The sequence below is a fragment of the Kineococcus rhizosphaerae genome (assembly GCF_003002055.1).
Classification (GTDB): Bacteria; Actinomycetota; Actinomycetes; order Actinomycetales; family Kineococcaceae; genus Kineococcus; species Kineococcus rhizosphaerae.
Window position 1 is genome coordinate 410803 of the sequence record NZ_PVZF01000002.1, and the last position, 23017, is coordinate 433819.

Consider the following 23017-nt stretch of genomic DNA (forward strand, 5'->3'; position numbering starts at 1 on the left):
TGACGTGATGCTGCTGCTCGACTCCCGCTGCGCCGTGATCGACGGTGTCTCGGTGTTCCCCGACCACGCCGACCCGGCGCAGTGGTACTACCTGCCGACCCGTCCCCACCTGTCGGTCGTCGACGGGACACCGGTGTTCCAGCTCATCGGCTTCCGCGGGGCCCGCACCGGTGGCCTGTTGTCCTTCGACTGCGACCTCTCCCTGGGGCAGGCGCAGGTCGACGCCCTGCGGGGGAAGGTCAAGACGCAGTTCGACCTCGACGTCGCACCGCGGCTGGCGCCGGTCCCGCCCGTCGACGGGACCGTCCACCTCATCAGCATGGGGACCGACAGCTCCGCACCCGCGGGCGAGGCGCCGGCCTTCGTCGTCGACGCCGTCCACAACGCGAAACCCTCGCTCGTCGACGACAACACGGCCTCGTTCTCGGTCCTGCTCGACGAGACCGGTTACGCCCTCGTCGAGGGGACCCTGGACGCGGCGATCCTGCCCGTCGCCGTCGTCTACTCCCTCGACCACCTCGCCCTGCGCCCGGCGTACCGGGTGACGCTGTCGATCGACTGGGACCGGGTGCAGAAGCACCTCGACGAGACGTTCGGGGCGAAGGCGTGGATCTTCTCCGCCGACATCTCCCGGGCCGTCGACGAGCTCGACGACTCCAAGGCCATCGACCTGCGCGCCGACACGTTCGTCACCGAGGACACCGAGGGGGTCGTCGACCGCCGCGACGCGGCCCTGGCCCAGGTCAAGGCGATGATCACCTCCGCGTTCTTCGAACCGAGCCTGCCCCCGTGGAAACCCGACGAGCCCTCGGGGTGGGTCCAGGACCTCGAGGCGCTGGGGGACTTCGCCACGAGGACGGCCGCGGCCGCCGCCGGGGGACCGGCGGTGACGAACCCACCGGTCACGTTCTCCTACAAGAAGACCGACTACACGCGGATCGACCGGAAGAACCTCGACGTCACGTTCTCCGAGCGGACAACGGTGCGCCGCTCGATCTACCCGCAGGGGCACCTCGCGTCGCTGTTCTCGGCCATCAGCGCCTCACCGGAGCTCAGGGGCCGGCTCGTCCGGGAGATCAGCCCGGACGAGTTCTTCACCAAGCGCAAGCTCCAGGTCCTCTACCGACCCAACCTCGGGGCCCCCTTCATCGACAGCATCGACGTCAAGGCCCGCTACGGCGGGCTCACGCGCAACGCCCTGCTGACCCCCGACGACTGGTCCACGACCTTCGAGTGGCTCAGCGACGTCCACGACGGGGTGGTGACGAAGGACGTCGACGTGTCCTACGACGTCCGGTTCAAGGCCGCCGACACCTCCGAGCGACCCGGCCAGCTCACCAGTGCGCACCGACCCGCCGACGCCGACCTCGTCTCGCTGCTGCCCGAGGACGAGGTGTTCACCGTCCGCTCGGTCGCGGTCCTGGCCGAGCGGATCCCCTGGACCCGGTTCGACACCGTCGAGGTCCACGTCCGGTACCGCGACGCGGACCACGGCGTCGACCAGCAGGACGTGTTCCGGCTCGTCGAGAAGGCCCCCTCGACCGTGTGGCCGGTGTTCGTGGTCGACCGCGACCACCGGGTCTACGAGGTCCGCACCGTCCTGCGCGCGGTCGACGGCAACGACGTCGACTCCGGCTGGGCGACGAGCGACCTGGAGGAGATCCAGGTCCGCAACCCGTTCCGGGCGCGGACGCTGGCCGTGCTGGCGAACGTGCGGTGGACCGAGGTCAGCGACGTGTTCGTCGACGTGACGTACGAGGACCCCGCCCACGACGTCCTCGTCCAGGAAACGTTGCACCTGACCCAGACCGTGACCCCACCGCCGTTCGTGGTGGACCTGCGCGACCCCACCCGCACCGGGATCGAGTTCACGGTGACGTTCAGCTACCTCGACGGCCGGGTCGTCCAGACCCCGCCGTCGACCACCTTCGCGCCCCGCATCACCGTCGACCCCGCGATGCGCGGTCACCGGGTCGTGCAGGTGCGGCCACCGGCGGACTGGACGGCGAAGGGCGTCGAGCGGGTCACCGTGGAACTGCGGTTCGAGGACTTCGCCGAGAACCTCAGCTTCGCCGACCGCTTCGAGCTCGACGGCCCCGGCACGACGGCGCGGTTCGAGTTCGACTACGCCGACGTGACCCGGGACCGGTACGAGTGGCGCGAGACGGTCCTCTACCGCAACGGCCTGCGGCACACCACCGACTGGACGACCGGGGCCGACGCCGTCCTCGTGCCGAGACTGCCGTGAGGGAGGGGCCGTCGTGCTGAGCCTGGAGAAGCCGCTCGTCGTGGACGGCATCACCGTCTACCGCGACCACGCCGACAGGAGCCGGTTCTGGTACCTGCCCGGCCGGGTCGCCCTGGCGCACCGCACCGACGGCGCGCCGGCCCTGTCGCTGCTCACCTACCGGCCCGCCGAGGCCGGCGGGGTGCAGCGCGGCGGCGGCTTCATGCAGTTCGAGAGCGCCCTGGAACTGCCGCGGACGACCCTGAGCCGGATCGAGTCGCGGGTCTCGTCCGAGCCCGGGGTCGAACTGCCCGTGAGCCTGGCCCCGCCGCCCTTCGAGACCGGGACCGTGCAGTGCATCGCGCTGGACCTGCAGGGCCCGGGCGGGACCTCCGCGGGACCGGCCCCGGAGGGGGCGTTCCGGGCCACGGAGCAGATCCTCGGTGCCACCGTCCCCACGATGGACGCGGCGAACCGGGCCGCGTTCAACCTGGTCCTCAGCCAGGAGGGCGCCGTCATCGCCGAGGCGGCGCTGAGGGAGGGTGCGACCCCGTTCGGCGTCGTCTACTCGTTGCAGTACCTCGCGCTGCGGCCCACGCTCGACGTCACCGTCACCGCCCACCTCGACCAGGTCTACACCGGTCTGACCGCGGGGCTGGAGGGGCAGTACGTCTACTTCAAGGTCGGGCTGGAGGCCGCGCTGGAGTGGTTGCACTCCCGGGGGGCCATCGAGATCGTCGTGCACGACTTCACCGGCGACCTGACCCAGGCGGACCAGGAGAAGTGGGCGCTGCAGCTGTTCACCGACCACCTGCTGAGCACCTGGTTCACGCCGACCCTCGCACCGGGGAAGACGGCTGCGGGGACGCCCGCGCCGAACCCGACGCCGAACCCGACGCCGAACCCGACGCCGAACCCGACGCCGAACCCGACGCCGAACCCGACGCCGAACCCCGCCCCCCCTCCGAACCCCGCCCCCGCACCGGGGCCCGGTGCACCTCCCGCCCCGGGCGGGACCGGCCGGCCCGCGGTCCCCGAGGCCGCCCCCTCCGGGGTGGTCACCGCCCCCGTGGCGCCGGCGCCGGCCACGCTGGAGGTCCGCAGCAGCACCCCCGTCCCGCTGCCCGCGGGTCAGGCGGTGACGTTCACCGCCGCCACCACCGGCACGGTGGAGACCCTGCACGTCGCCGGGCCGGGGGCCCGCGTCCGGGTCGACGGTCAGGACGTCGCGCTCGGCCCGGACGGGAACCTCACGCGCGACGTCGCCGCGGGGGGTTCCCTGACCGTCGACGTCACGTGGGACGCGCCCGCGTCCGCTGAGGTGTTCTGCCTGTTCTTCGACATGGACCAGCCGGCCGAGGACGGCTGGTCGACGCAGCCGCCGAGCGCCGGGTTCCGCTCCTACGTCGAGAACACCACGACCGACCCCCGGTTCCGCTCCGCGACGGGCGTCCAGCGCGTCGAGGGGGACGGTTCCTGGACCGGTCCCGAGGTGGGGGCCGACCGGCTGACCCGCTGGATCGACGGGCTGCCGGCCCCGCAGCGGGTCGAGGTCCGCGGGTACGCCAGCCACGAGCACGCGACCCCGCAACCCGACCCCGCCCGCGCCGCCCACAACGCGCGGTTGTCGCGCCGCCGCCTCGACGTCGCGGTCGCGCTCGTGCGGCGCGCCGGCGGCGACCCCGTCGTGCAGGAGGCCCTGGGTGACACCGTCGCCGCGGCCAGACCCGGCAGCCACGGGCCCTTCGGGGGCGACCCGGACAACCGCGTCGCGCAGGTCCGGGTGGCCGGGGGCGGGACGACGTCGAGCTGGAGCGGCGTGCTGCGACGAGCCGCCGCCGTGAACCCGACGCCGAACCCGAACCCGACGCCGAACCCGAACCCGACGCCGAACCCGAACCCGACGCCGAACCCGAACCCGACCGAACCCGAACCCCACGCCGAACCCGAACCCGAACCCGAACCCCACGCCGAACCCGAACCCGACGCCGAAGCCGGGCGAGCTCCCGACCCTCGCCGCGTTCAAGCTCCGGTTCGTCCGTCAGGACGAGCGCAAGGACCTGGTGCTGAAGTACCAGCGCACCGACGCCGTCCGCCGGACCCTGGCCCCGCAGGGTTTCCTCGGCCTGCTCGCCGCGGACCTCGCCGCCGCGGAGAAGGTCGTCACGCTCGTCGACCTGGACCACCCCTTCTTCCGCGAGCTGACGGTCACCGCGAGGATGCCCGGGGACGTCAGCGCCCTCGGGCTCACCGAGGCCCACCTGTCGATCGACTACGGCCCGGCGAGCCACGTCCGGCACGGCGACCTCGTCCTCACCCCGCAGCACGCCGACCCGCAGACGTTCACGACGTTCCTCGACGAGGAGCTGACCCTGAGCTACGACGCCCTCCTCGAGCTCACCTTCGACGCCACGTCCGGCTGGGACGGCGACGCGCTGCGCTACGCGGTCCCGCTGCCCGGCTCGACCGACCGGGACGTCGTCGTCAACCCCTACGAGCACCTCGACCTGCGCACGTACACCGTCCAGCCGGGCGACGTGGACTGGGACGTCGTCGCCTCGATCGACGTCCAGCTCAGCGCGACCGGCTACGGCGACCGCGAGCTGCGGCACCTGGTGACCCTCGAGGAGGGCACCCCGCCGCAGGTCTGGAAGCTGCGGGGCGCGTTGCCCGCCCCGGCCGACCGGGGGGTGCGGGTCGCCTACCGGCAGGTGCTCACCGACGGCACCGTCGAGCGCACCGGGCCCGTCGACGTCGACCTCACCCTGCTGCGGGTCGACGACCTGTTCACCGACGCCCTGGACCTCGTCCTCGTGCCGTCCTTCGTCCCGGCGGGCATCGACCGGGTGATCGTCGACATCGAGTACCACAGCGACCTGCCCACGCCCTACGACCGCACGGTCCGGGAGGAACTGCCGGGCACCGCGACCGAACCGCTGCGGGTGCACCTCGCCCTGCGCGACCCGACGCAGCGCGAGTACTCCGTGCGGTTCACGTTCACCGGGCCCGGGGTGTTCGACCAGCGCGCCTTCGTGCGCACGAGCGAGGAGGTGCTCCCGATCCGGTGAGGACCGCCCCGGCCCTCGACGCCGCCTGCACCCGGGGTCTGGCCCGGTGGCGGGCCTGCCCGGGCGTCGACCCGCGCGACGTCGACGCGTCCGGGGCCGAGCTGGCCGACGTCCTCGCCCCGCTGGCCCGGTCCGCGTGGCCGGAGGTGGCGTGGCGCTGCGGCGTGCTCACCGCGACGGGCTACCCCGTCGAACTGGCCTGGGCCTCGCGCGACGCCGCCGTCCGCTGGACCTGCGAGGTCGCCGGCCCCGAAGCGCCCCAGGCGGGGCGGCTGGAGCGGGCCGGGCAGCTGGCCGGGGTGGACGTCGCGGCGTGGGGAGCCGCGCAGCGGGGTGGGCCGCTGCGCTACGGGGCCTGGCTGGGGGTGCGGTGGCTGGCCGGCGCGCGCCGGGCCAAGGTCTACGCCGAACTGCCCACCGGGACGCTGCCCCCGGGGTCGTGGACGCCGGCGGCGCGGGACCTGGCGCGCGCGGTCCTGGACCTGACGTGGCGGATGGCCGGGGTGAACGACGACGGCTCGGTCGAGCTGTACGCCCGGGTGCCCGAACCGTCGTGGGCGCAGCTGCGGGCGGTGTCGGCGACGGTGGGCGACACCGGCGCCCTGGTGGCCGGGGTCCGTGGACTCCTGGGCGAGCGGGGCGAGCACCTGCCCCGGCCGTCGGGGCTGAGCCTGGCGGTCTCACCGGCGGGGGTCCCGCTGGCGCTGACCTGGTTCACCGTCGCCGCCCGCGTGTGGTCGCGCGACGGGTCCGTCGGCCGGTCCCTGGAACGGGTGGTCCCCGCGCTGCGCGCCGGGTCGTACCCGGCGCTGGCGGCCGGCCCCGCGGACGGGCGCTGGCGGCACGGGGTGGTCGGGGCAGGGGTGGACGCGGCCGGCCGGACGTGGTTCCAGGCCGGTCTGCGGCCGACGTGAACGACCCCCCGCCCAGCGTCGTCCGCTGGGCCGACGGGCGCACCGCGCAGGACGCGAACGGCTTCGTGACGGGGTTGCTCGTGCGCGAGCTCCGGCTGGCCGGGCACCGGGCCCCGGCGGGCTGGCTCGACGCGCTGGGCCGCTGCGCCCGCCCCGACGGGTCGTTCGGCTTCTGGCCCGAGGGTGGGCGGCCCGCGTGGGCTCCCGAGCTGCCGCCCGACAGCGACGACACGGCCGTGCTCCTGACCGAGCTGCACCTGGCGGGCCGCCTCGACCGCACCCGGACGCGCCGGGTGGCGTGCCGGACGCTGGGCAACCGGCGGCTGCGCCGGGTCCTGGACCCCGGACCGCCCTGGATCCGGGTGGGGACCTTCACGACGTGGCACCGGGGCCGTGACGCGGGGGTCGTCGACCTGACCGCCGTGGCCAACGTCCTGGCCCTGCTGCGGGTGACGGGGCTGCAGGCGGTCCCGGGGTTCGAGGAGTCCAGGGCGTCGGTGCTCGCGGGGGCGCGGTGGGCGGGGTCCTCCCGGGCCCGGTGGGAGAGCCTGTCGCCGTTCTACCCCGAACCGGACGAGCTGCGGCGGGCGCTGGTGAACGCCGCGCGGTGCGGGGTCGAGGGGCTCGCCGGGGCCGTCGCCGCGGTGGCGCGGGCCTGCCCCCGCCGCGACCCCGACGTCGTGTGCTCCCGGGCCTACGGACCACCCACCTGGCACAGCCCCGCGCTGGCCGCCCTGCGCCGGGACGGGCCGGTGGCGGGCGCCGCCACCGGCCGGGGGACGACCGCGGGACCCTGACGGTCCGGGCCGCCGCGGTTCAGCGGGAGATCTCCTCGAGCACCGACAGGTGCCCCGCGCCGGGCACCGTCACGAGGTCGGCGCCGGGGATCAGCGCCGCGAGGCGCCGGGCGTGGGCGAGGGGGACCACCCGGTCCGCCTCGCCGTGCACGAGGGTGACCGGGACGGTGATCGCCGCCGGGTCGAAACCCCAGGGGTTCACGTGGGCGACGTCGTCGTCGACGACCCCGCCGCGACCGTCGGCCGTCGCCTCGGCGACCACGGTCCCGAACCAGCCCCAGGGACCCTCCAGGGTGGCCCAGTCGTCGTCGGTGAAGTCGACCCCGCCGGACCCGCCGGCCGCCTCGAACTGCTCCTTGGCCCTGCGGCCGCCGGTGGCCCGGCCCAGGGAGGCGCGCGAGTGCGGACCCATGCCCTCGAACCAGTCGGCGCCGGAGAAGGGGGCCAGCCCCGAGATCGACAGCGCCGACGTGGTGCGTTCGGGCAGCAGCGCCGCGCACGCCAGTGCGTGCGACCCCCCGCCGGAGTGCCCCACCGAGCGGCAGGTCTCGACACCGAGGTGGTCCAGGACGGCCCGCACGTCCGCCGCGACGTCCGCGACCCGGCGACCGGGCAGGCGGGGGGAGCGGCCGAAGCCGGGACGGTCCACGCCGATCCAGCGCGTGTCGGTCTCGCGCCAGGGCGCCGGCGGTTCCCCGGTGTTCGGCGTCCCGCCGTGCCACAGGACGACGTCCCCCGCCCCGCCGGTGTCGTGGATCCCGAGGGTCCGGCCGTCGGGGAGTTCCAGTTCGGTGCGTTCCACGGTGCGGGTCACGGGAAGAAGGGTTCCACCGCGGCGCGGCCGGCGTCCAGGTCGATGCCCCTGGCCCGTACCCAGTCGTCCGCGTAGTAGGTGTCCAGGTAGCGGTTCCCGTCGTCGCAGATGAGCGTCACCACCGAACCCGGCCGACCCTGCCGCCGCATCCGGTCCACCAGCCGCAGCGCCGCGGACAGGTTCGTGCCCGTCGAGGCACCCGCCCGGATCCCGTTGCGCTCGAACAGGATCCGCATCGCCGCGACCGACTCGGCGTCCGGCACGGTGAACACCTCGTCGACGACCGTGGGCACGAACGAGGGTTCGACACGGGGGCGGCCGATGCCCTCGATGCGCGAGCCCGGCCCGGTCACGGCGCGCGAGCCGGTGCGCCACGCCTCCTCGAACACCGACCCCTCCGGGTCCACCACGGCCAGCCGCGTCGCGCGCTTCGAGTACCGGCAGTACCGGCCGATCGTCGCGCTCGTGCCGCCCGTCCCGGCGCCCACGACGATCCACTCGGGTTCGGGGTGGGGTTCGAGGGCGAGCTGCTCGAAGATGGAGCAGGCGATGTTGTTGTTGCCGCGCCAGTCCGTGACCGTCGAGGCGTTGGCGAACTGGTCGAGGTAGAACCACCCGTCCTGCGCGCCGAGGGCCTCGGCCGCCGCGTACACGTCCCCGGGCTCGACCAGGTGCAACCGGCCGCCCTGACGGGTGATGAGGTCGAGCTTGGCCGCCGACGTCTGCGCGGGCACGACGGCGACGAACTGCAGCCCCAGCAGGCGGGCGAAGTACGCCTCGGAGACGGCCGTCGACCCGCTGGAGGCCTCCACGAGCGTCGTGCCCTCGGTGATGTCGCCGTTGCTGAGGCCGAACAGGAACAACGACCGGGCGAGGCGGTGCTTGAGCGAGCCCGTGGGGTGCACCGACTCGTCCTTGAGGTAGAGCCGGACGCCCCACTCCTGCGGCAGGTCGAACACCCGCAGGTGGGTGTCGGCGCTGCGGTTGGCGTCCGCCTCGATGATGCGGACGGCGCGGTGCACCCAGTCGCGGGCGGTGGGGGAGCTCACCGGGTGACGGTACCGACGATCCGGGTCCCTCCCGCCCCCGCGCTCCGTAGCCTCACCCGGTGCCCGTCCCGCCCCGTCCACCCCTGACCACCCTGAGCGTCGCTGCCGTCCTCGCCGCGGCGCTGCCGGTCGTCCTCCTGCTCGGCGACCTCGTGGTGAGCACCCTGCCCACTGACGACGACGCCGTGTTCACCGCGACCGGGGGTGACTGGGCCGTGGCGGTGGAGGACGTCACCGAGCCCGGCCCGGTCGAGCAGCTGCTGCAGACGCTGGCGACCACGTCCGTGGCCCCGGCCCTGCTGGCCTCCTGCTTGGGCCTGGCCGTGCTGGGGGCCCTGAGCGTCGCCGGTCACCGCCTGCGCCCGGGGGTGCGCGCCGGGGGAGTCGTCGTGGCCGGTGCGGTCGTCGCGGTGGCGCTCGCCGCGGCCGCCGCGGCCGTGGTGGAGGTGCCGTACGACGGAGGCCTGGTCCCCGATCCGGGCGGGGCGCTGCGGGACGCTCCCGTCGTCGGGCCGCTGGTGGCGCTGGCGGTCCTGTCCGCGCTGGCCGCCGCGGCGCTCGGACGTCGGGCGCCGGGCGCGTGAGGGTCCGGTCCTGGCGGCACGCGGCGCTGCTGGCAGCGGCCCTCGTCCCCGTCCTGATCACGGTCGTCGCGGCGGCCCGGGCCTGGACGGGCGCCGGGTCCTACGTGCCGCCGGAGGTCGCGGTCGTGGGTCTCACCCCGGTGCCGGGCGTCGTGGACCGCCTCGGCTGGGTCAGCGCCGAGGTCGGGTTCTCGACGGCCCTGGCCTGCGCGGCGCTCGCCTGCACCCTGCTCGCCGCGTGCCGGTGGGCGCCCGGGACCTGGCGGCTGGACGGGGTCCTCGTACCGGCCGCGGCTGCGACGGCGGTGTTCAGCGCGGTCGTCGGGGTCGTGGCCGCGGCTGCGCGGCTGGTGGCGTGGTTCGCCCCGTCCACGGGGTTCGGGTGGAGCACGACGTACTCGGGCGTCTACCTGGCCCTGGACGCGGGCGTGGACGCGGTGCCCTGGCCGGTGGTGTCGGCGGGCCCGTACGTCGACGCGGCCACCGCGCTCGTCCCGGCGGGGATCTGCGCGGCGGCCGCGTGGCTCCTGCTGCGGCGCGAGCCTCAGGCCTGAACCCACACCGTGGTGTCCGGCGGGACGCGGTCGCCGTCCAGCGGGCCGCTGGCCAGCACGAGTTCCCCGGCGGGTACGTCCACGGGCTCGGTCCCGGCGTTCGTCAGCACCGTCCACCCGCCGGGGCGGGAGAACGACACCACGTCCGGGGCCGAGGGGAGCCAGGTGAGGTCCTCGGTGGTCCGCAGGCGCCGGCGCGCGGCCAGGGCCTGGCGGTAGAACTCCAGCGTCGAGCCCTCGACCCCGTCCTGCCGGTCGACGGCGACGTCGGCGAACCACGCCGGTTGCGGCAGGTGGGACCCGCCCGGCCCGAACCCGTGCGAGGACCCCTCGGCGGTCCAGGGCAGCGGGACGCGGCAGCCGTCGCGGCCCTTCTCCTCGCCCTGCGAGCGCAGCCAGGTCGGGTCCTGCAGGTCCTCGGCGGGCAGGTCGGCGACCTCGACCAGGCCGAGTTCCTCGCCCTGGTAGAGGTAGGTGCTGCCGGGCAGGGCGAGGATGAACGCCGTCGCGGCGCGGGCCCGGCGCAGCCCGCCCGCGGTGTCGGGCGCGGGGTCGGTGCCGTTCGAGAGCAGCCAGGCGTTCTGGTCGGCGCCGGCGGGCAGGGCGTAGCGGCTGGCGTGCCGGACGACGTCGTGGTTGGACAGCACCCACGTCGAGGAGCTGCCGGCGTCGGCGGCGAAGCGCAGGTTGTCGGTGACGATCTCGCGGAACGCGTCCGCGGCGAAGTCGGCCTTGAGCAGGTCGAAGTTGAACGCCTGGCCGAGCCCCTCGGGGGAGGCGTAGCGGGCGCGGCGGTGGGCCGGGACCCAGGCCTCGGCGACGGCCGTGCGCGGCGGGTCGTACTGGTCGAAGAGCTTGCGCCACTCGGCGTACACCTCGTGCACCTCGTCGCGGTCGAGGTAGCGGTGCGCGCCGTCGACGAGCCCGTCCAGCTCGGCCGTCGTCGGCAGCGGCTCGCTGAGGTCCTTGGTCAGGGCGTTGGCGACGTCGATGCGGAACCCGTCGACACCGCGGTCGGCCCAGAACCGCAGGGTCTGCAGGTGGTCCGCGCGCACGTCGGGGTGGTCCCAGTTCCAGTCCGGCTGCTCGGGGGCGAACAGGTGCAGGTACCAGTCGCCGTCGCCGACGGGTTCCCACGCCGACCCGCCGAACATCGCGGTCCAGTCGCTGGGGGGCAGTTCGCCGTGCTCGCCGCCGCCGCGGCGGAACACGTACCGCTCCCGCTCGGGGGAGCCGGGGCCGGCGGCCAGGGCGGCCTGGAACCAGCGGTGCCGGTTCGAGGAGTGGTTGGGGACGATGTCGACGACGAGCTTGATCCCCGCGCCGTGCAGGGCGGCGACCAGTTCGTCGAACTGCTCCAGGGTGCCGATCTTCGGGTCGACGTCGCGGTGGTCGTCGACGTCGTACCCGCCGTCGGCCAGGGCCGAGGGGTAGAAGGGCGAGAGCCACACGGCGTCGACGCCGAGGCGGGTCAGGTACGGGACGCGGGAGGTGATGCCGGGCAGGTCGCCGATGCCGTCGCCGTTCGAGTCGGCGAAGCTGCGCGGGTAGACCTGGTAGACGACGGCCTGCCGCCACCAGTCCTTCGTGGGCTGTTCCACGGTGGATCTCCGATGATCGTGTACTTGATGTTGGCCCTAAATCTAAGGCCTGGTTAAAGTGTGCCCAGGTCGGGCGAGAGGGGTCAAGGGGTGCCGACGGGAGTCTCGGTGACGCGCCGGCTGCGCGACGAGAACGCGCTCGCGGTGCTCCACCACGTCTGGGACCTGCCCGCCGGCCCGGACGGCTCCGAACCCGCCGTGACCGGCACCGACCTCATCGCCGCCACGGGGCTGTCCCGCGCGACCGTCCACGACGTGTGCGAGGAGCTCATCGGTCGCGGGTGGTTGCGGGAGCTGCCCAACGAGCGGGCCGCCGGCACCTACACCAAGGGCCGCCCCGCCCGCCGGTACGCGTTCGACGTCCACGCCGGGGTCGTCGTGGGGATCGACGCGGGGCAGCACCGGATCGCGGCGCGGGTGGGCGACCTGCGCGGACGTCCGCTGGCCGACGTCGCGCGCGAGGTCGCCCACGAACCGGCGAGCACCCCCGCCGCCGAGCGCCTCGAGGTCGTGGCGGCGACCGTCCGGCAGGCCCTGGCGCAGGCCGGTTCCCCGCAGGTGCTGTCCGTCGTCCTCGGCGTCCCGGCCCCCGTGGGGCCCTCGGGCCGCACCGAGTTCTCCGGCAACCCCTACTGGGGGTTCGTCAACGCCGACCTGGCCGGTGGGCTGTCGTCCCGGCACGGGTGGCCGGTCCTGGCCGAGAACGACGCCAACCTCGCCGCGCTGGCCGAGGGGTGGATCGGCAGCGGCCGGGGCGTGCGCCACCAGGTGACCCTGCTCGCCGGCGAGCGCATCGGGGCCGGTGTCGTCGACGACGGCCGGCTGCTGCGCGGGGCCCGCGGCGGGGTGGGGGAGATGCGCTACCTGACCATCGTCGACGGCGTCGGTTCCCCCGCCGGGCTCGGCAAGGTGCTGCGCGACCTGGTGGCCGAGGCGGGCGGGACGGGCGCGGCCGAGGACGTCGTCGCCGCGGCCGCCGCCGGCGAGGAACTGGCCGGGTCGCTGCTCGCCGTGGCCGCCGACCGGCTGGCCCGCGTCGTCGTGACCCTCGCGAGCCTGTTCGACCCCGAACGCGTCGTCGTCGCCGGCGGGGTCGCCGGGGCGCTCGGCCTCGTCGAGCGGGTCAACGCCGAACTGCCCCGCTTCCTCGACGAACCCCGGCCCCTCGTCGTCGCCTCCACCCTCGGGCGCGACGTCGTCGTCCTCGGCGCGGTGCGCCGGGCCCTGGACGACGTGCGGGACCGGGTGCTGTCGCTGTCCCTGGAGCGGGCCGGGAGCTAGAAGGAGTGCTCCGGGCCGGGGAAGCTCGCGTCCTCGACCTCGGCCGCGTACGCGCGGGCCGCGTCGCCGAGCGCGGTGCGCAGGTCGGCGAACTTCTTCACGAACGTCGCCGTGCGGTCGCTGAGGCCCGCGAAGTCCTGCCACACCAGGACCTGCGCGTCGCAGCCGTTCCCGGCGCCGATCCCGACCGTGGGGACGGCCAGGGACTCGGTGACCTGCCGGGCCACGTCGGCCGGGACCATCTCCAGCACCACCGCGAACGCCCCCGCCTCGGCCACCGCGCGGGCGTCCTGCAGCACCCCGGCGGCCGCCTCGCCCCGGCCCTGCACGCGGTACCCGCCCAGGGCGTGCTCGGACTGCGGGGTGAACCCGATGTGCCCCATCACGGGGATCCCGGCGTCCACCACGGCCCGCACCCGCGAGGCCGTCCGGGCCCCGCCCTCGAGCTTGACGGCGTGGGCGCCGCCCTCCTTCATGAGCCGCACGGCCGACTGGACGGCCTGCTCGTCGGAGGCCTCGTAGGAGCCGAACGGCAGGTCGGCCACCACGAGGGCGTTCGGGGCACCGGCCACGACGGCGCGGGTCAGCGGCAGCAGGTGGTCCAGCGTGACGGGCAGGGTGCTGGACATGCCGAACACCGTGTTCGCCGCGGAGTCGCCGACGAGCAGCACCGGGATGCCGGCCTCGTCGAAGACCTGGGCCGTCATGGTGTCGTAGCTGGTGAGCATGGCCCACCGGTGGCCCGTCTCCTTCCACTGCTGCAGGTGGTGGACGCGGGTCCGGCGGCGGCGGGCGGGAGGTTCGGTCGCGTACGACACCTCAGTTCGCCCCCAGCTCCTGCTGGGCCTCGCGTTCGCGCCAGCGGTTCGTGATGGGCAGCCGCCGGTCGCGGCCGAACGCCTTGAACGAGATCTTCGGACCCGGCGCGAACTGCCGGCGCTTCCACTCGGCGCGGTCGACGAGCGTGACGATCGAGTCCACCAGCGCCCCGTCGAAACCCGCCGCCAGCATGTCCGCGCGGCCCTGGTCGCCCTCGACGTAGTCCTCCAGGATCGCGTCGAGCACGTCGTACGGCGGCAGCGAGTCCTGGTCGGTCTGGTCCGGGCGCAGCTCGGCCGACGGCGGCTTGTCGATCGTGTTCTCCGGGATCGGCGGCTGCTCGCCGCGGGCCGCCGCGTCGGCGTTGCGCCAGCGCGACAGTTCCCACACCAGCGTCTTCGGGACGTCCTTCAGCGGTGCGTAGCCGCCGACCGAGTCGCCGTACAGCGTCGAGTACCCGACCGCGAGCTCGCTCTTGTTGCTCGTCGCCAGCGTGAGGTGGCCCTCCTGGTTGGCCAGGCCCATGATCGTCGTCCCGCGCACGCGCGCCTGCAGGTTCTCCTCCGCCACGCCCTTCAGCGGGACGGTCGCCAGGAACGCGTCGACCATCGGCGCGATGGCGTACTGGCGGTACTCGAAGCCGCAGCGCCGCGCGAGGTCCTCGGCGTCGTCGCGGGAGTGCTGGCTGGAGTACCCCGACGGCAGCGAGATCCCCACGACGTTCTCCGCGCCGATCGCGTCGCACGCCAGGCTCGCCACCAGCGCGGAGTCGATGCCGCCCGAGACGGCGATGACCACCGAGCGGAACCCGTTCTTGCGCACGTAGTCCCGCAGGCCCAGCACGATCGCGGCGTGCACGTCGGCCACGTCGGGCAGCGGTTCGTGCAGCTCGGGGGTGCGGGGCTCGTAGGCGGGGACGAGCTCCTCGCTGACCGTGACGCGGGAGATGTGCTCCTCCCACCCCGGCGCCCGGGACGCCTCGGGCAGGTCCAGGTCGGTGACGACCAGGGCCTCGCGGAACTGCGGCCCGCGGTTGAGCACCGTGCCGTCCTGGGCGACGACGAGGGAGTCGCCGTCGAAGACGAGCTCGTCCTGGCCACCGACCGCGTTGACGTACGCGATGGGGCACCCCGCCTCCGCGGCCCGGCGCGCGACCAGCTCGAGGCGGACGTCGTCCTTGTTGCGCTCGTACGGCGAGCCGTTGATGACGGCGAGCAGCCCGGCGCCGGCGTCGTCGGCCATCTGCACCGGCCCGCCGTCCTGCCACAGGTCCTCGCAGATCGCGATCGCCACGTCCACGCCCCGCACCCGCGCCACCAGGAGGTCGTCGCCCGGGGTGAAGATGCGGTACTCGTCGAACACCCCGTAGTTCGGCAGGTGGTGCTTGGCGTAGCGCCCCACGACCCGCCCGCCCTGCAGGACCGCCGCGCAGTTCTGCGGCCGGCCGGAGCCCTCGTGCTGGTCGACGTAGCCCACGACGACCGTCACGTCCCCGAAGCCGTCGTCGGCGATCTCCGCCGCCAGCCGCCCCACCGCCTGCTGCGAGGCGGCGACGAAGCTGCGCCGCAGGGCCAGGTCCTCCACCGGGTACCCCGTCACCGCCGTCTCCGGGAACAGCACCAGGTGCGCCCCGTCGCCCGCGGCCCTCCTCGTCCACTCCCGGATCGCCGCGACGTTGCCGTCGAGGTCGCCGACGGTCGTGTCGATCTGGGCCATGGCCACGCGCAGCTGGGGCATGGGGCCAGCGTAGTGAGCCGCGGCGGGGTCCCCGCGCGGTGGTGCGCGGCCCGCGCACCGTCGGCGCACCCCCGTCGCACCCACCGGTGCACCGACCGGTCCACGCAGCGGCGGCGAGGGGGTGCAGCGGCGCGCGCCGGGACCCCGCGCCCCGGGCTCCAGGGGGCTGGGACGCGCCGGTGCGCCTGCGGGCGCGCGGACGGGTGCGACGCGAGGGGGCGGCGCGGGGGAGGCGACGGGTGCGGCGCGGCGGGGTGCCGGGCCCGCCCGGAGCCCCGGTGCGCGATGATGACCACCACTGACCCGCGGGGGCCGCGGGTCCGCCGGGGGACCGGCGAGCGGATGCGACGGAGAGGGTGCCATGGACCGCCAGCAGGAGTTCGTGCTGCGGACGCTGGAGGAGCGGGACATCCGCTTCGTCCGGCTCTGGTTCACCGACGTCATCGGCACCCTGAAGTCGGTGGCGATCGCGCCGGCCGAGCTCGAGGGGGCCTTCGGCGAGGGCATCGGCTTCGACGGGTCGGCCATCGAGGGCCTGAGCCGGGTCTCGGAGTCGGACATGCTGCTGCAGCCCGAACCCTCGACGTTCCAGGTGCTGCCCTGGCGCACCAGCGACGAGCACCAGGGCACCGCGCGCATCTTCTGCGACATCCTGACGCCCGACGGCCAGCCGGCCCGCTCAGACCCGCGGTTCGTCCTCAAGCGCGCCCTCGACAAGGCCGCGCAGGCGGGCTACACCTTCTACACGCACCCCGAGATCGAGTTCTACCTCTTCAAGGGACCGCTGGAGCGGGGCCAGACGCCCGAACCCGTCGACTACGTCGGGTACTTCGACAACCACCCCGGCAGCACGACGACCGACTTCCGGCGCACCGCGATCTCCACCCTGGAGAGCATGGGCATCTCCGTGGAGTTCAGCCACCACGAGGGCGGCCCCGGGCAGAACGAGATCGACCTGCGCTACGCCGACGCGCTGACCACGGCGGACAACATCATGACGTTCCGCACGGTCCTGAAGGAGGTCGCCCGCGACCAGGGCGTCTACGCCTCCTTCATGCCCAAACCCCTCGCGGGGGAACCGGGGTCGGGGATGCACACGCACCTGTCCCTGTTCGACGGCGACGCCAACGCCTTCTACGAGGCGGGGGCGGAGTACCAGCTCTCGCGGACCGGCCGGCAGTTCATCGCCGGGATCCTGCGCCACGCCGCCGAGATCACCGCGGTGACCAACCAGTTCGTGAACTCCTACAAGCGGCTGTGGGCCGGCGGCGAGGCCCCGAGCTACATCTGCTGGGGCCACAACAACCGCTCCGCCCTCGTCCGCGTCCCGATGTACAAACCCTCCAAGGGCCAGTCGGTGCGCATCGAGTACCGCGCCCTGGACTCCGCGGCCAACCCCTACCTCGCCTTCGCGCTGCTGCTGAGCGCGGGCCTGAAGGGCATCGAGGAGGGCTACGACCTGCCCGACGGCGCCGAGGACGACGTCTGGTCCCTCACCGACGCCGAACGGCGGTCCATGGGCATCGAGCCGCTGCCGCAGAGCCTCGAGCACGCGATCTCGGTCATGGAGAAGTCCGAGCTCGTCGCCGAGACCCTGGGCGAGGGCGTCTTCGACTACTTCCTGCGCAACAAGCGCCAGGAGTGGGCGGACTACCGCGCGCAGGTCACGCCGTTCGAGCTGCAGCGGTACCTGCCCCTGCTGTGAGCACCACGACGGGGCGCAGGTCGTCGGCGGCGGCGCAACTGGTCCGGGCCGGGTTCGCCGACCCGGACCGCGCGCTGCGGCTGCTGCGCGACCCGGTCCTGACCGGCGTCGTGCGCGCCGAGGGCGACGGTGAGCTGACCGACGGGACCGCCGACCTCGTCAGGGCGCTGGGGCGCACGGCCGACCCCGACCAGGCCCTGCTCGGCGTCGTGCGCTGGGCCGAGGCCCTCACCGCCGGCCTCGACCGCGACTCCGAGGCGGCCGACGTCGAGAGCGCCGCCGCCGCGCTGAACCTGCTGCGCGGCGGGGACGCCCCCGACGTGGTGGGCACCCTCGCCCGGCTGCTGGGGGTCCTCGGCGGCTCCCTGGCCCTCGGCGACCACCTCGTGCGCCACCCGCGGCAGTGGACCGTCCTGGCCTCGGCGAGCCCGCCGGACCCCGACGAGCTGCGCGCCGAGCTCCTCACCGCCGTCGGGGCCGACCCCGCCGACCCCACCCCCGTCGCGGGGACGGCGCGCTCCGGCCGGACCCCCGTCGACGCCCTGCGGGTCGCCTACCGGCGCCGCCTCCTCGCCCTCGCCGGCCGCGACCTCGCCTCCGCCGACCCGCTCGCGGTCCTGCACATCACCTCCGCCGAGCTCGCCGACCTCGCCTCCGCGGCCCTCGAGACGGCGCTCGCGATCGCACGCTCCGAACTGCCCGGCCACGACCCCGGCACCGGTCCGGGCTCCTGGCGGGCCTGCCGCCTGGCCGTGCTCGGCATGGGCAAGACCGGCGGGCGGGAACTGAACTACCTCTCCGACGTCGACGTCGTCTACGTCGCCGAACCAGCGGCCGGGGCCGGCGAGGACGACGCCCTCGCCGTCGGCACCAAGCTCGCTGCCGGGCTGCAGCGCACCTGCTCGGCACCCACCGGCGAAGGGGCCCTGTGGGAGGTCGACGCGGCCCTGCGGCCCGAGGGCAAGAACGGCCCCCTCGTGCGGACCCTGGCCAGCCACCTGGAGTACTACCGCCGCTGGGCCAAGACGTGGGAGTTCCAGGCCCTGCTCAAGGCCCGCCCCGTCGCCGGCGACGCCGGGCTCGGCTGGGACTACGTCACCCGCATCGCCCCCCTGGTCTGGAGCGCCACCGAACGCGAGGGGTTCGTCGGCGAGGTCCAGGCCATGCGCCGGCGCGTCGAGTCGCTCATCCCCTCCAAGGAGGCCGACCGCCAGCTCAAGCTCGGGGTGGGCGGGCTGCGCGACGTGGAGTTCAGCATCCAGCTGCTGCAGATGGTCCACGGCCGCACCGACGAACGGCTGCGCCGCAGCGCGAACACGCTGGAGGCGCTGGAGGCGCTCGCGGCCTACGGGTACGTCGGGCGCAGCGACGCCGGGGAGCTCGACCGCGACTACCGGCTGCTGCGCTCCCTGGAGCACCGCATCCAGGTCCACCGGCTGCGGCGCACCCACGTCCTGCCCACCGCCGAGGCCGACCTGCGCCGCCTCGGCCGCTCGCTGGGGTTGCGGCCCGACCCCGTCAAGGCCCTCGACGAGGTCTGGCGCGGGACCCGCCGCGACGTCCGGCGGCTGCACGAGAAGCTCTTCTACCGCCCCCTGCTGACGGCCGTCGCCAAGCTGCCCGCGGCCGACGCCCGCATCGGCGTCGACGAGCGGCTGTCCGCCGAGGCCGCCCGCGAACGGCTCGCCGCGCTCGGCTACCGCGACCCCGCCGGGGCCCTGCGCCACCTCGAGGCCCTCACCGGCGGGGTCAGCCGCCGCGCGAGCATCCAGCGCACTCTGCTGCCCGTCATGCTCGGCTGGTTCGCCGACGGCGCCGACCCCGACGCCGGGCTGCTGGCCTTCCGGCAGGTCTCCGAGGCGCTCGCGGGCACCCAGTGGTACCTGACGATGCTGCGCGACGCCGGGGCCGCCGCCGAACGCCTGGCCTACGTGCTGTCCGCCGCGCGCATGCCCACCGAGCTGCTCATGCGCTCGCCCGAGGCCGTGTCCGTCTTCGCCGACGACGACCGGCTCGCCGCCGAGGACGTCGACGAGGTCCTCGCCGACGCCGAGGCGGCCGCCTCCCGCCGCGACGACCTCGCCGCCGCCGTCCTCGCCGCCCGCGGGGTGCGCCGGCGCGAGCAGTTCCGCACCGTCGTCGCCGACCTCGTGGGGGTCCGCGACCTCGCCGGGGTCGGGCGGGCGCTGGCCGACGCCGACCAGGCCGTCCTCGACGTCACGTTGCGCCGCACCGTGTCCGAGGTCGAACGGCGGCGGGGTGCCCCGCTGCCGACCCGGCTGCTGGTCGTCGGCATGGGCCGGCTCGGCGCGGGGGAGACGGGCTACGGCAGCGACGCGGACGTCCTGTTCGTCCACGACCCCGTGCCCGGGGCCGACGAGACGGACGCGCAGAAGGCGGCCACCGAGGTCGTCGCCGAGCTGCGGCGGCAGCTGGGAGCCGCGGGGGCCGAGCCGGCCCTGGAGGTGGACGCCGACCTGCGCCCGGAGGGACGCAACGGCCCCCTCGTGCGGTCCCTGGACAGCTACCGCGCCTACTACGAGCGCTGGTCGCTGTCGTGGGAGGCGCAGGCGCTGCTGCGCGCACGGCCCGTCGCCGGGGACGCCGACCTCGGGGAGCGGTTCCTCGAGCTCGTCGACCCGTTGCGCTGGCCCGCGGGGGGTCTGCGGGAGGCGGACCTGCGCGAGGTCCGGCGCATCAAGGCCCGCGTCGAGGCCGAGCGGCTGCCGCGCGGGGCCGACCCCGCCCGCCACCTCAAGCTCGGTCGCGGCGCCACCTCCGACGTGGAGTGGACCGCGCAGCTGCTGCAGCTGCAGCACGCCGCCGAGCACGAGGCCCTGCGCTCGTTGTCGACGCCGGGGGTGCTGCGGGCCGCCTCGGCGGCCGGGCTGCTGTCGGGTGAGGACGCCGAGACGCTCCTGACGGCCTGGGACCTGGCCTCCCGCGCCCGCAACGCCGTCGCCCTGTGGCGGGGCAAGGCGGGGGACTCCCTGCCCACCCAGGCGCGCGACCTGGACGGGGTGGCCCGCATGTTCGGGTTCGAGCCGGGCAGCTCGCGCGAGTTCGAGGAGCTGTACCTGCGCACCACCCGGCGCTGCCGGGCCGTCGTCGAGCGCGTCTTCTACGGCCGCGCCGAGGACTGACCCGCACCCCTCCCCGCGCAACGCACACGTCGGGCCCTCGTCAGCGACTGACGAGGGCCCGACGTGTGCGTTGCGCGGGGAAGGGGAGAGAGGGGTCGCCGGGTCAGGGGCGCAGCAGGGGGACGACGTCGGCGGTGAACTGGGTCAGGAACCGCGACTGGTCGTGACCGGGGGCGTGGAAGACCAGGTGCGTGAACCCGGCGTCGACGTACTGCTGCACCTGCGCGGCCACCTCGGCCGGGTCCGAGGCCACGATCCAGCGCTTGGCGACCTGCTCGATGGGCAGCTCGTCGGCCAGCCGCGCCATCTCGATCGGGTCGTGGACCTGCGACTTCTGCTCCGCGCTCAGCGACAGCGGCGCCCAGAACCGGGTGTTCTCCAACGCCTGGGCGGGGTCCTCGTCGAAGGACAGCTTGATCTCGATGGTCCGGTCGATCTGGGCCTCGGTGCGCCCCGAGGCCTCCAGACCCTCCTTCAGGGCCGGCAGCAGGGTCTCGGAGTACAGGTCCATGCCCTTGCCGGAGGTGCAGATGTAGCCGTCCCCGGCGCGCCCGGCGTACTTGGTGACCCCCGGCCCGCCGCCGGCGACGTAGATCGGGACCGGCACCTCGGGACGGTCGTAGACGGTCGCGTCGTGCAGGCGGTAGTAGTCGCCCTCGAACGTGACCCGTTCCTCGCTCCACAGGCGCTTGATGAGCCGCACCGCCTCGCGCAGGCGGGCGAAGCGTTCCTTGACCTCGGGGAAGTCCACGCCCACGGCGTGCTCGTTGAGCGCCTCACCGGTGCCGATGCCCAGGATGGCCCGCCCGGGGGCCAGGACGCCGAGGGTGGCGAAGGCCTGGGCGACGACGGCGGGGTTGTAGCGCAGCGTGGGGGTCAGCACGCTGGTGCCGAGCTGGACGCGCGACGTCTTGGCCGCCACCCACGGCAGCCACACCAGGGCCGAGGGGGCGTGCCCGTCGACGTGGCGCCAGGGCTGGAAGTGGTCGGAGATCCACACCGAGTCCAGGCCCTGCTCCTCGGCCTGGACGGCGAAGTCGGCCAGCTGGGCGGGCTCGAACTGCTCCGCGGAGGCCTTGTACCCCAGCTTCAAGGGCTGGCCGTGCGTGTCCACCGTCTGACTCACCGTTCCACCTTCTCCACTCCAGCACTGCGACGCTTCGTGTGCGCTCAACCTACGACGCCGCGCGCGGCGCGCCCGTCCGGGTGGTGGCAGCGCAGAACGCCTCCCCGAGGCGGCCGCCCGCCCCTGGGGTCTGTGCGCCCGCACAGCCCACCCACCGGGGAACCACGTGATCCGCTTCCTGCCCTTCGCCGTCGAGTTCGCGCTCCTCGTCTTCTGCCTGGTCGACCGCGTCCAGGCCGACTCCGGGCGGATCCGGAACCTCGGCAAGGCGACCTGGGCGTTCCTCGTCGGCCTGCTGCCGCTCGTCGGCGGCATCGCCTGGCTCGTCGCCGGCCGCCCCGAGGGGCCTGCGCCGCGCGGCCGCTGCAGCCCCGGCTCCCCCGAGCACGAGCGTCCCGACGGACCCACCCCGTCCCAGGTCGACCGGCGCGTGCGCGAGGAGCAGGCCCGCGTCGACGCCGAGTTCGACGCCGCCGTCCGGCGCGCGAAGGCCCGCCGGCCCTCGCCGGGGGCCTGAAGGGCCTTCCCCCTCCCCGTCGTGGTGCGGTAGAAGTTCGGGACACCGAGATCACGAGGGAGCCCGAGTGCACACCCTGGACGACAGCGTCGAGGTCGTCGAGTTCACCCCGACGCCCGAGCAGTACGCGTGGACCTTCGGCGGTGTCGCCCCCGTGGCCACCGTGCGCCCCGGCACGGCGCTGAAGCTGTGGAGCGACGACGCGTTCTGCGGCCGGCTCCGGTCGGTCACCGACCTGCCCGGCGCCAGCCTGCAGATGCCGTACGTCAACCCCCAGACCGGGCCGTTCTTCGTCGAGGGCGCCGAACCCGGTGACACCCTCGTGCTGCACGTCGTCGACCTCGAACCCGCCCGCGACTGGGGCGCCTCCGCGCTCATCCCGTTCTTCGGCGGTCTCACCTCCACCGACCGGACCGCGACCCTGCAGGACCCGCTGCCCGAACGCACGTGGATCTACCACCTCGACTCCGCCCGGGGCACCATCGGGGTCCAGCTGGGGGAGACCACCCTCGAACTGCCCGTGGAACCGATGCTCGGCACCGTCGGTGTCGCCCCCGCCGCGGGGGAGGTGCGCAGCTCCCTGGTCCCCGACACCTTCGGCGGCAACATGGACACCCCCGAGCTGAAACCCGGGACGACGGTCTACCTGCGCGTCAACGTCGAGGGCGCCCTGTTCTCCCTGGGGGACGGGCACTACCGGCAGGGCGAGGGGGAGTCCTGCGGGACCGCGGTCGAGGGGGCGATGAACTCCCTCGTCCTCGTCGACCTGCTCAAGACGCCCGGCCCGGCGTGGCCGCGCCTGGAGAGCGACACCCACTGGACCGTCGTCGGGTCCTCGCGCCCGCTCGAGGACGCCTGGCGCGCGGGGCAGGTCGACGCCGTCGGGTGGATCCGCGAACTCACCGGCCTCGACGTCCTCGACGCCTACCAGGTGCTCTCGCAGATCAGCGAGGTGCCGCTGGCCAACGCCGTCGACGTGAACTACAGCGTCGCCACGAAGCTCCCGAAGCGGCTGCTGCCCACCCGGCGTCCGGCCTACGACGGGATCCACGACCGGTTGCGCGCCCTGGTGCGCTGAGAG

Annotated in this window: 18 protein-coding genes; 11 read left to right on the top strand and 7 right to left on the bottom strand. The window is 74.6% G+C overall.

Going from position 1 to position 23017, the window contains the following annotated elements; translation table 11 throughout:
- Nucleotides 1-7: 7 nt before the first annotated feature.
- Nucleotides 8-2248 carry a hypothetical protein gene (locus tag CLV37_RS06160; RefSeq protein ID WP_106208166.1) on the top strand — a complete coding sequence of 747 codons (2241 nt, stop codon included), beginning with the start codon at nucleotides 8-10 and terminating at the stop codon, nucleotides 2246-2248.
- Between the two features lie 651 nt (nucleotides 2249-2899).
- Here the strand turns inward: CLV37_RS06160 and CLV37_RS27420 are convergent.
- Nucleotides 2900-3337, bottom strand: a complete 438-nt coding sequence (locus CLV37_RS27420) for a hypothetical protein (RefSeq protein WP_170127058.1) — start codon at nucleotides 3335-3337, stop codon at nucleotides 2900-2902.
- Nucleotides 3338-4290: 953 nt separating this feature from the next.
- On the opposite strand from CLV37_RS27420, the gene CLV37_RS26960 reads away from it, so the two are divergent.
- The 3 genes from CLV37_RS26960 to CLV37_RS06180 are packed head-to-tail and all read left to right on the top strand — an operon-like array spanning nucleotide 4291 to nucleotide 7006.
- Nucleotides 4291-5295, top strand: coding sequence for a hypothetical protein (locus CLV37_RS26960; RefSeq protein ID WP_146149316.1), 1005 nt, complete (start codon nucleotides 4291-4293; stop codon nucleotides 5293-5295).
- A complete protein-coding gene (locus CLV37_RS06175) occupies nucleotides 5292-6209 on the top strand; it encodes a hypothetical protein (protein ID WP_106208169.1) in 918 nt (305 codons plus the stop codon). Before CLV37_RS26960 ends, CLV37_RS06175 begins: the two co-directional genes overlap by 4 nt.
- Nucleotides 6206-7006 (top strand): hypothetical protein, encoded by an 801-nt coding sequence (locus CLV37_RS06180; RefSeq protein WP_106208171.1) that lies wholly within the window; start codon nucleotides 6206-6208, stop codon nucleotides 7004-7006. The genes CLV37_RS06175 and CLV37_RS06180 overlap by 4 nt, the downstream gene beginning before the upstream one ends.
- Before the next feature lie 19 nt (nucleotides 7007-7025).
- Here CLV37_RS06180 and CLV37_RS06185 read toward each other — a convergent pair whose 3' ends face one another.
- Complete coding sequence (locus CLV37_RS06185) at nucleotides 7026-7820, bottom strand: alpha/beta fold hydrolase (RefSeq protein WP_211298430.1); 795 nt, start codon at nucleotides 7818-7820, stop codon at nucleotides 7026-7028.
- Nucleotides 7817-8869, bottom strand: coding sequence for a PLP-dependent cysteine synthase family protein (locus CLV37_RS06190; RefSeq protein WP_106208173.1), 1053 nt, complete (start codon nucleotides 8867-8869; stop codon nucleotides 7817-7819). Before CLV37_RS06190 ends, CLV37_RS06185 begins: the two co-directional genes overlap by 4 nt.
- A gap of 59 nt (nucleotides 8870-8928) precedes the next feature.
- On the opposite strand from CLV37_RS06190, the gene CLV37_RS06195 reads away from it, so the two are divergent.
- On the top strand, nucleotides 8929-9453 hold the full coding sequence (locus tag CLV37_RS06195) for a hypothetical protein (RefSeq protein ID WP_106208175.1): 525 nt from the start codon (nucleotides 8929-8931) through the stop codon (nucleotides 9451-9453).
- Entirely contained in the window at nucleotides 9450-10007 is a 558-nt protein-coding gene (locus tag CLV37_RS06200) for a hypothetical protein (protein ID WP_106208177.1), read from the top strand. Before CLV37_RS06195 ends, CLV37_RS06200 begins: the two co-directional genes overlap by 4 nt.
- On the opposite strand, the gene CLV37_RS06205 is transcribed toward CLV37_RS06200, so the two are convergent.
- Nucleotides 9998-11608 carry a glycoside hydrolase family 13 protein gene (locus CLV37_RS06205; RefSeq protein WP_106208179.1) on the bottom strand — a complete coding sequence of 537 codons (1611 nt, stop codon included), beginning with the start codon at nucleotides 11606-11608 and terminating at the stop codon, nucleotides 9998-10000. The two genes, CLV37_RS06200 and CLV37_RS06205, sit on opposite strands and share 10 nt — an antisense overlap.
- A gap of 90 nt (nucleotides 11609-11698) precedes the next feature.
- On the opposite strand from CLV37_RS06205, the gene CLV37_RS06210 reads away from it, so the two are divergent.
- Nucleotides 11699-12889, top strand: a complete 1191-nt coding sequence (locus CLV37_RS06210) for an ROK family protein (RefSeq protein WP_170127076.1) — start codon at nucleotides 11699-11701, stop codon at nucleotides 12887-12889.
- Here the strand turns inward: CLV37_RS06210 and panB are convergent.
- Nucleotides 12886-13707: a 3-methyl-2-oxobutanoate hydroxymethyltransferase gene (gene panB / locus CLV37_RS06215; protein ID WP_106208183.1), complete on the bottom strand. Its 822-nt coding sequence runs from the start codon at nucleotides 13705-13707 to the stop codon at nucleotides 12886-12888. The genes CLV37_RS06210 and panB overlap by 4 nt on opposite strands.
- A gap of 1 nt (nucleotide 13708) precedes the next feature.
- Complete coding sequence (locus CLV37_RS06220; RefSeq protein WP_106208185.1) at nucleotides 13709-15445, bottom strand: NAD+ synthase; 1737 nt, start codon at nucleotides 15443-15445, stop codon at nucleotides 13709-13711.
- Nucleotides 15446-15806: 361 nt separating this feature from the next.
- Here CLV37_RS06220 and CLV37_RS06225 point away from each other — a divergent pair, with 361 nt between their 5' ends.
- On the top strand, nucleotides 15807-17150 hold the full coding sequence (locus tag CLV37_RS06225; protein WP_106208187.1) for a glutamine synthetase family protein: 1344 nt from the start codon (nucleotides 15807-15809) through the stop codon (nucleotides 17148-17150).
- Nucleotides 17147-20293: a bifunctional [glutamine synthetase] adenylyltransferase/[glutamine synthetase]-adenylyl-L-tyrosine phosphorylase gene (locus CLV37_RS06230; RefSeq protein WP_106208189.1), complete on the top strand. Its 3147-nt coding sequence runs from the start codon at nucleotides 17147-17149 to the stop codon at nucleotides 20291-20293. The genes CLV37_RS06225 and CLV37_RS06230 overlap by 4 nt, the downstream gene beginning before the upstream one ends.
- Before the next feature lie 103 nt (nucleotides 20294-20396).
- Here CLV37_RS06230 and fgd read toward each other — a convergent pair whose 3' ends face one another.
- Nucleotides 20397-21419, bottom strand: a complete 1023-nt coding sequence (fgd, locus tag CLV37_RS06235) for a glucose-6-phosphate dehydrogenase (coenzyme-F420) (RefSeq protein WP_245885272.1) — start codon at nucleotides 21417-21419, stop codon at nucleotides 20397-20399.
- A 166-nt stretch (nucleotides 21420-21585) separates the two neighbouring features.
- On the opposite strand from fgd, the gene CLV37_RS06240 reads away from it, so the two are divergent.
- Together CLV37_RS06240 and CLV37_RS06245 are read left to right on the top strand one after the other, a co-directional pair.
- Nucleotides 21586-21936 carry a PLD nuclease N-terminal domain-containing protein gene (locus tag CLV37_RS06240; RefSeq protein ID WP_106208193.1) on the top strand — a complete coding sequence of 117 codons (351 nt, stop codon included), beginning with the start codon at nucleotides 21586-21588 and terminating at the stop codon, nucleotides 21934-21936.
- Nucleotides 21937-22003: 67 nt separating this feature from the next.
- Nucleotides 22004-23014: an acetamidase/formamidase family protein gene (locus tag CLV37_RS06245; protein ID WP_245885273.1), complete on the top strand. Its 1011-nt coding sequence runs from the start codon at nucleotides 22004-22006 to the stop codon at nucleotides 23012-23014.
- The last annotated feature ends 3 nt before the right edge of the window (nucleotides 23015-23017 follow it).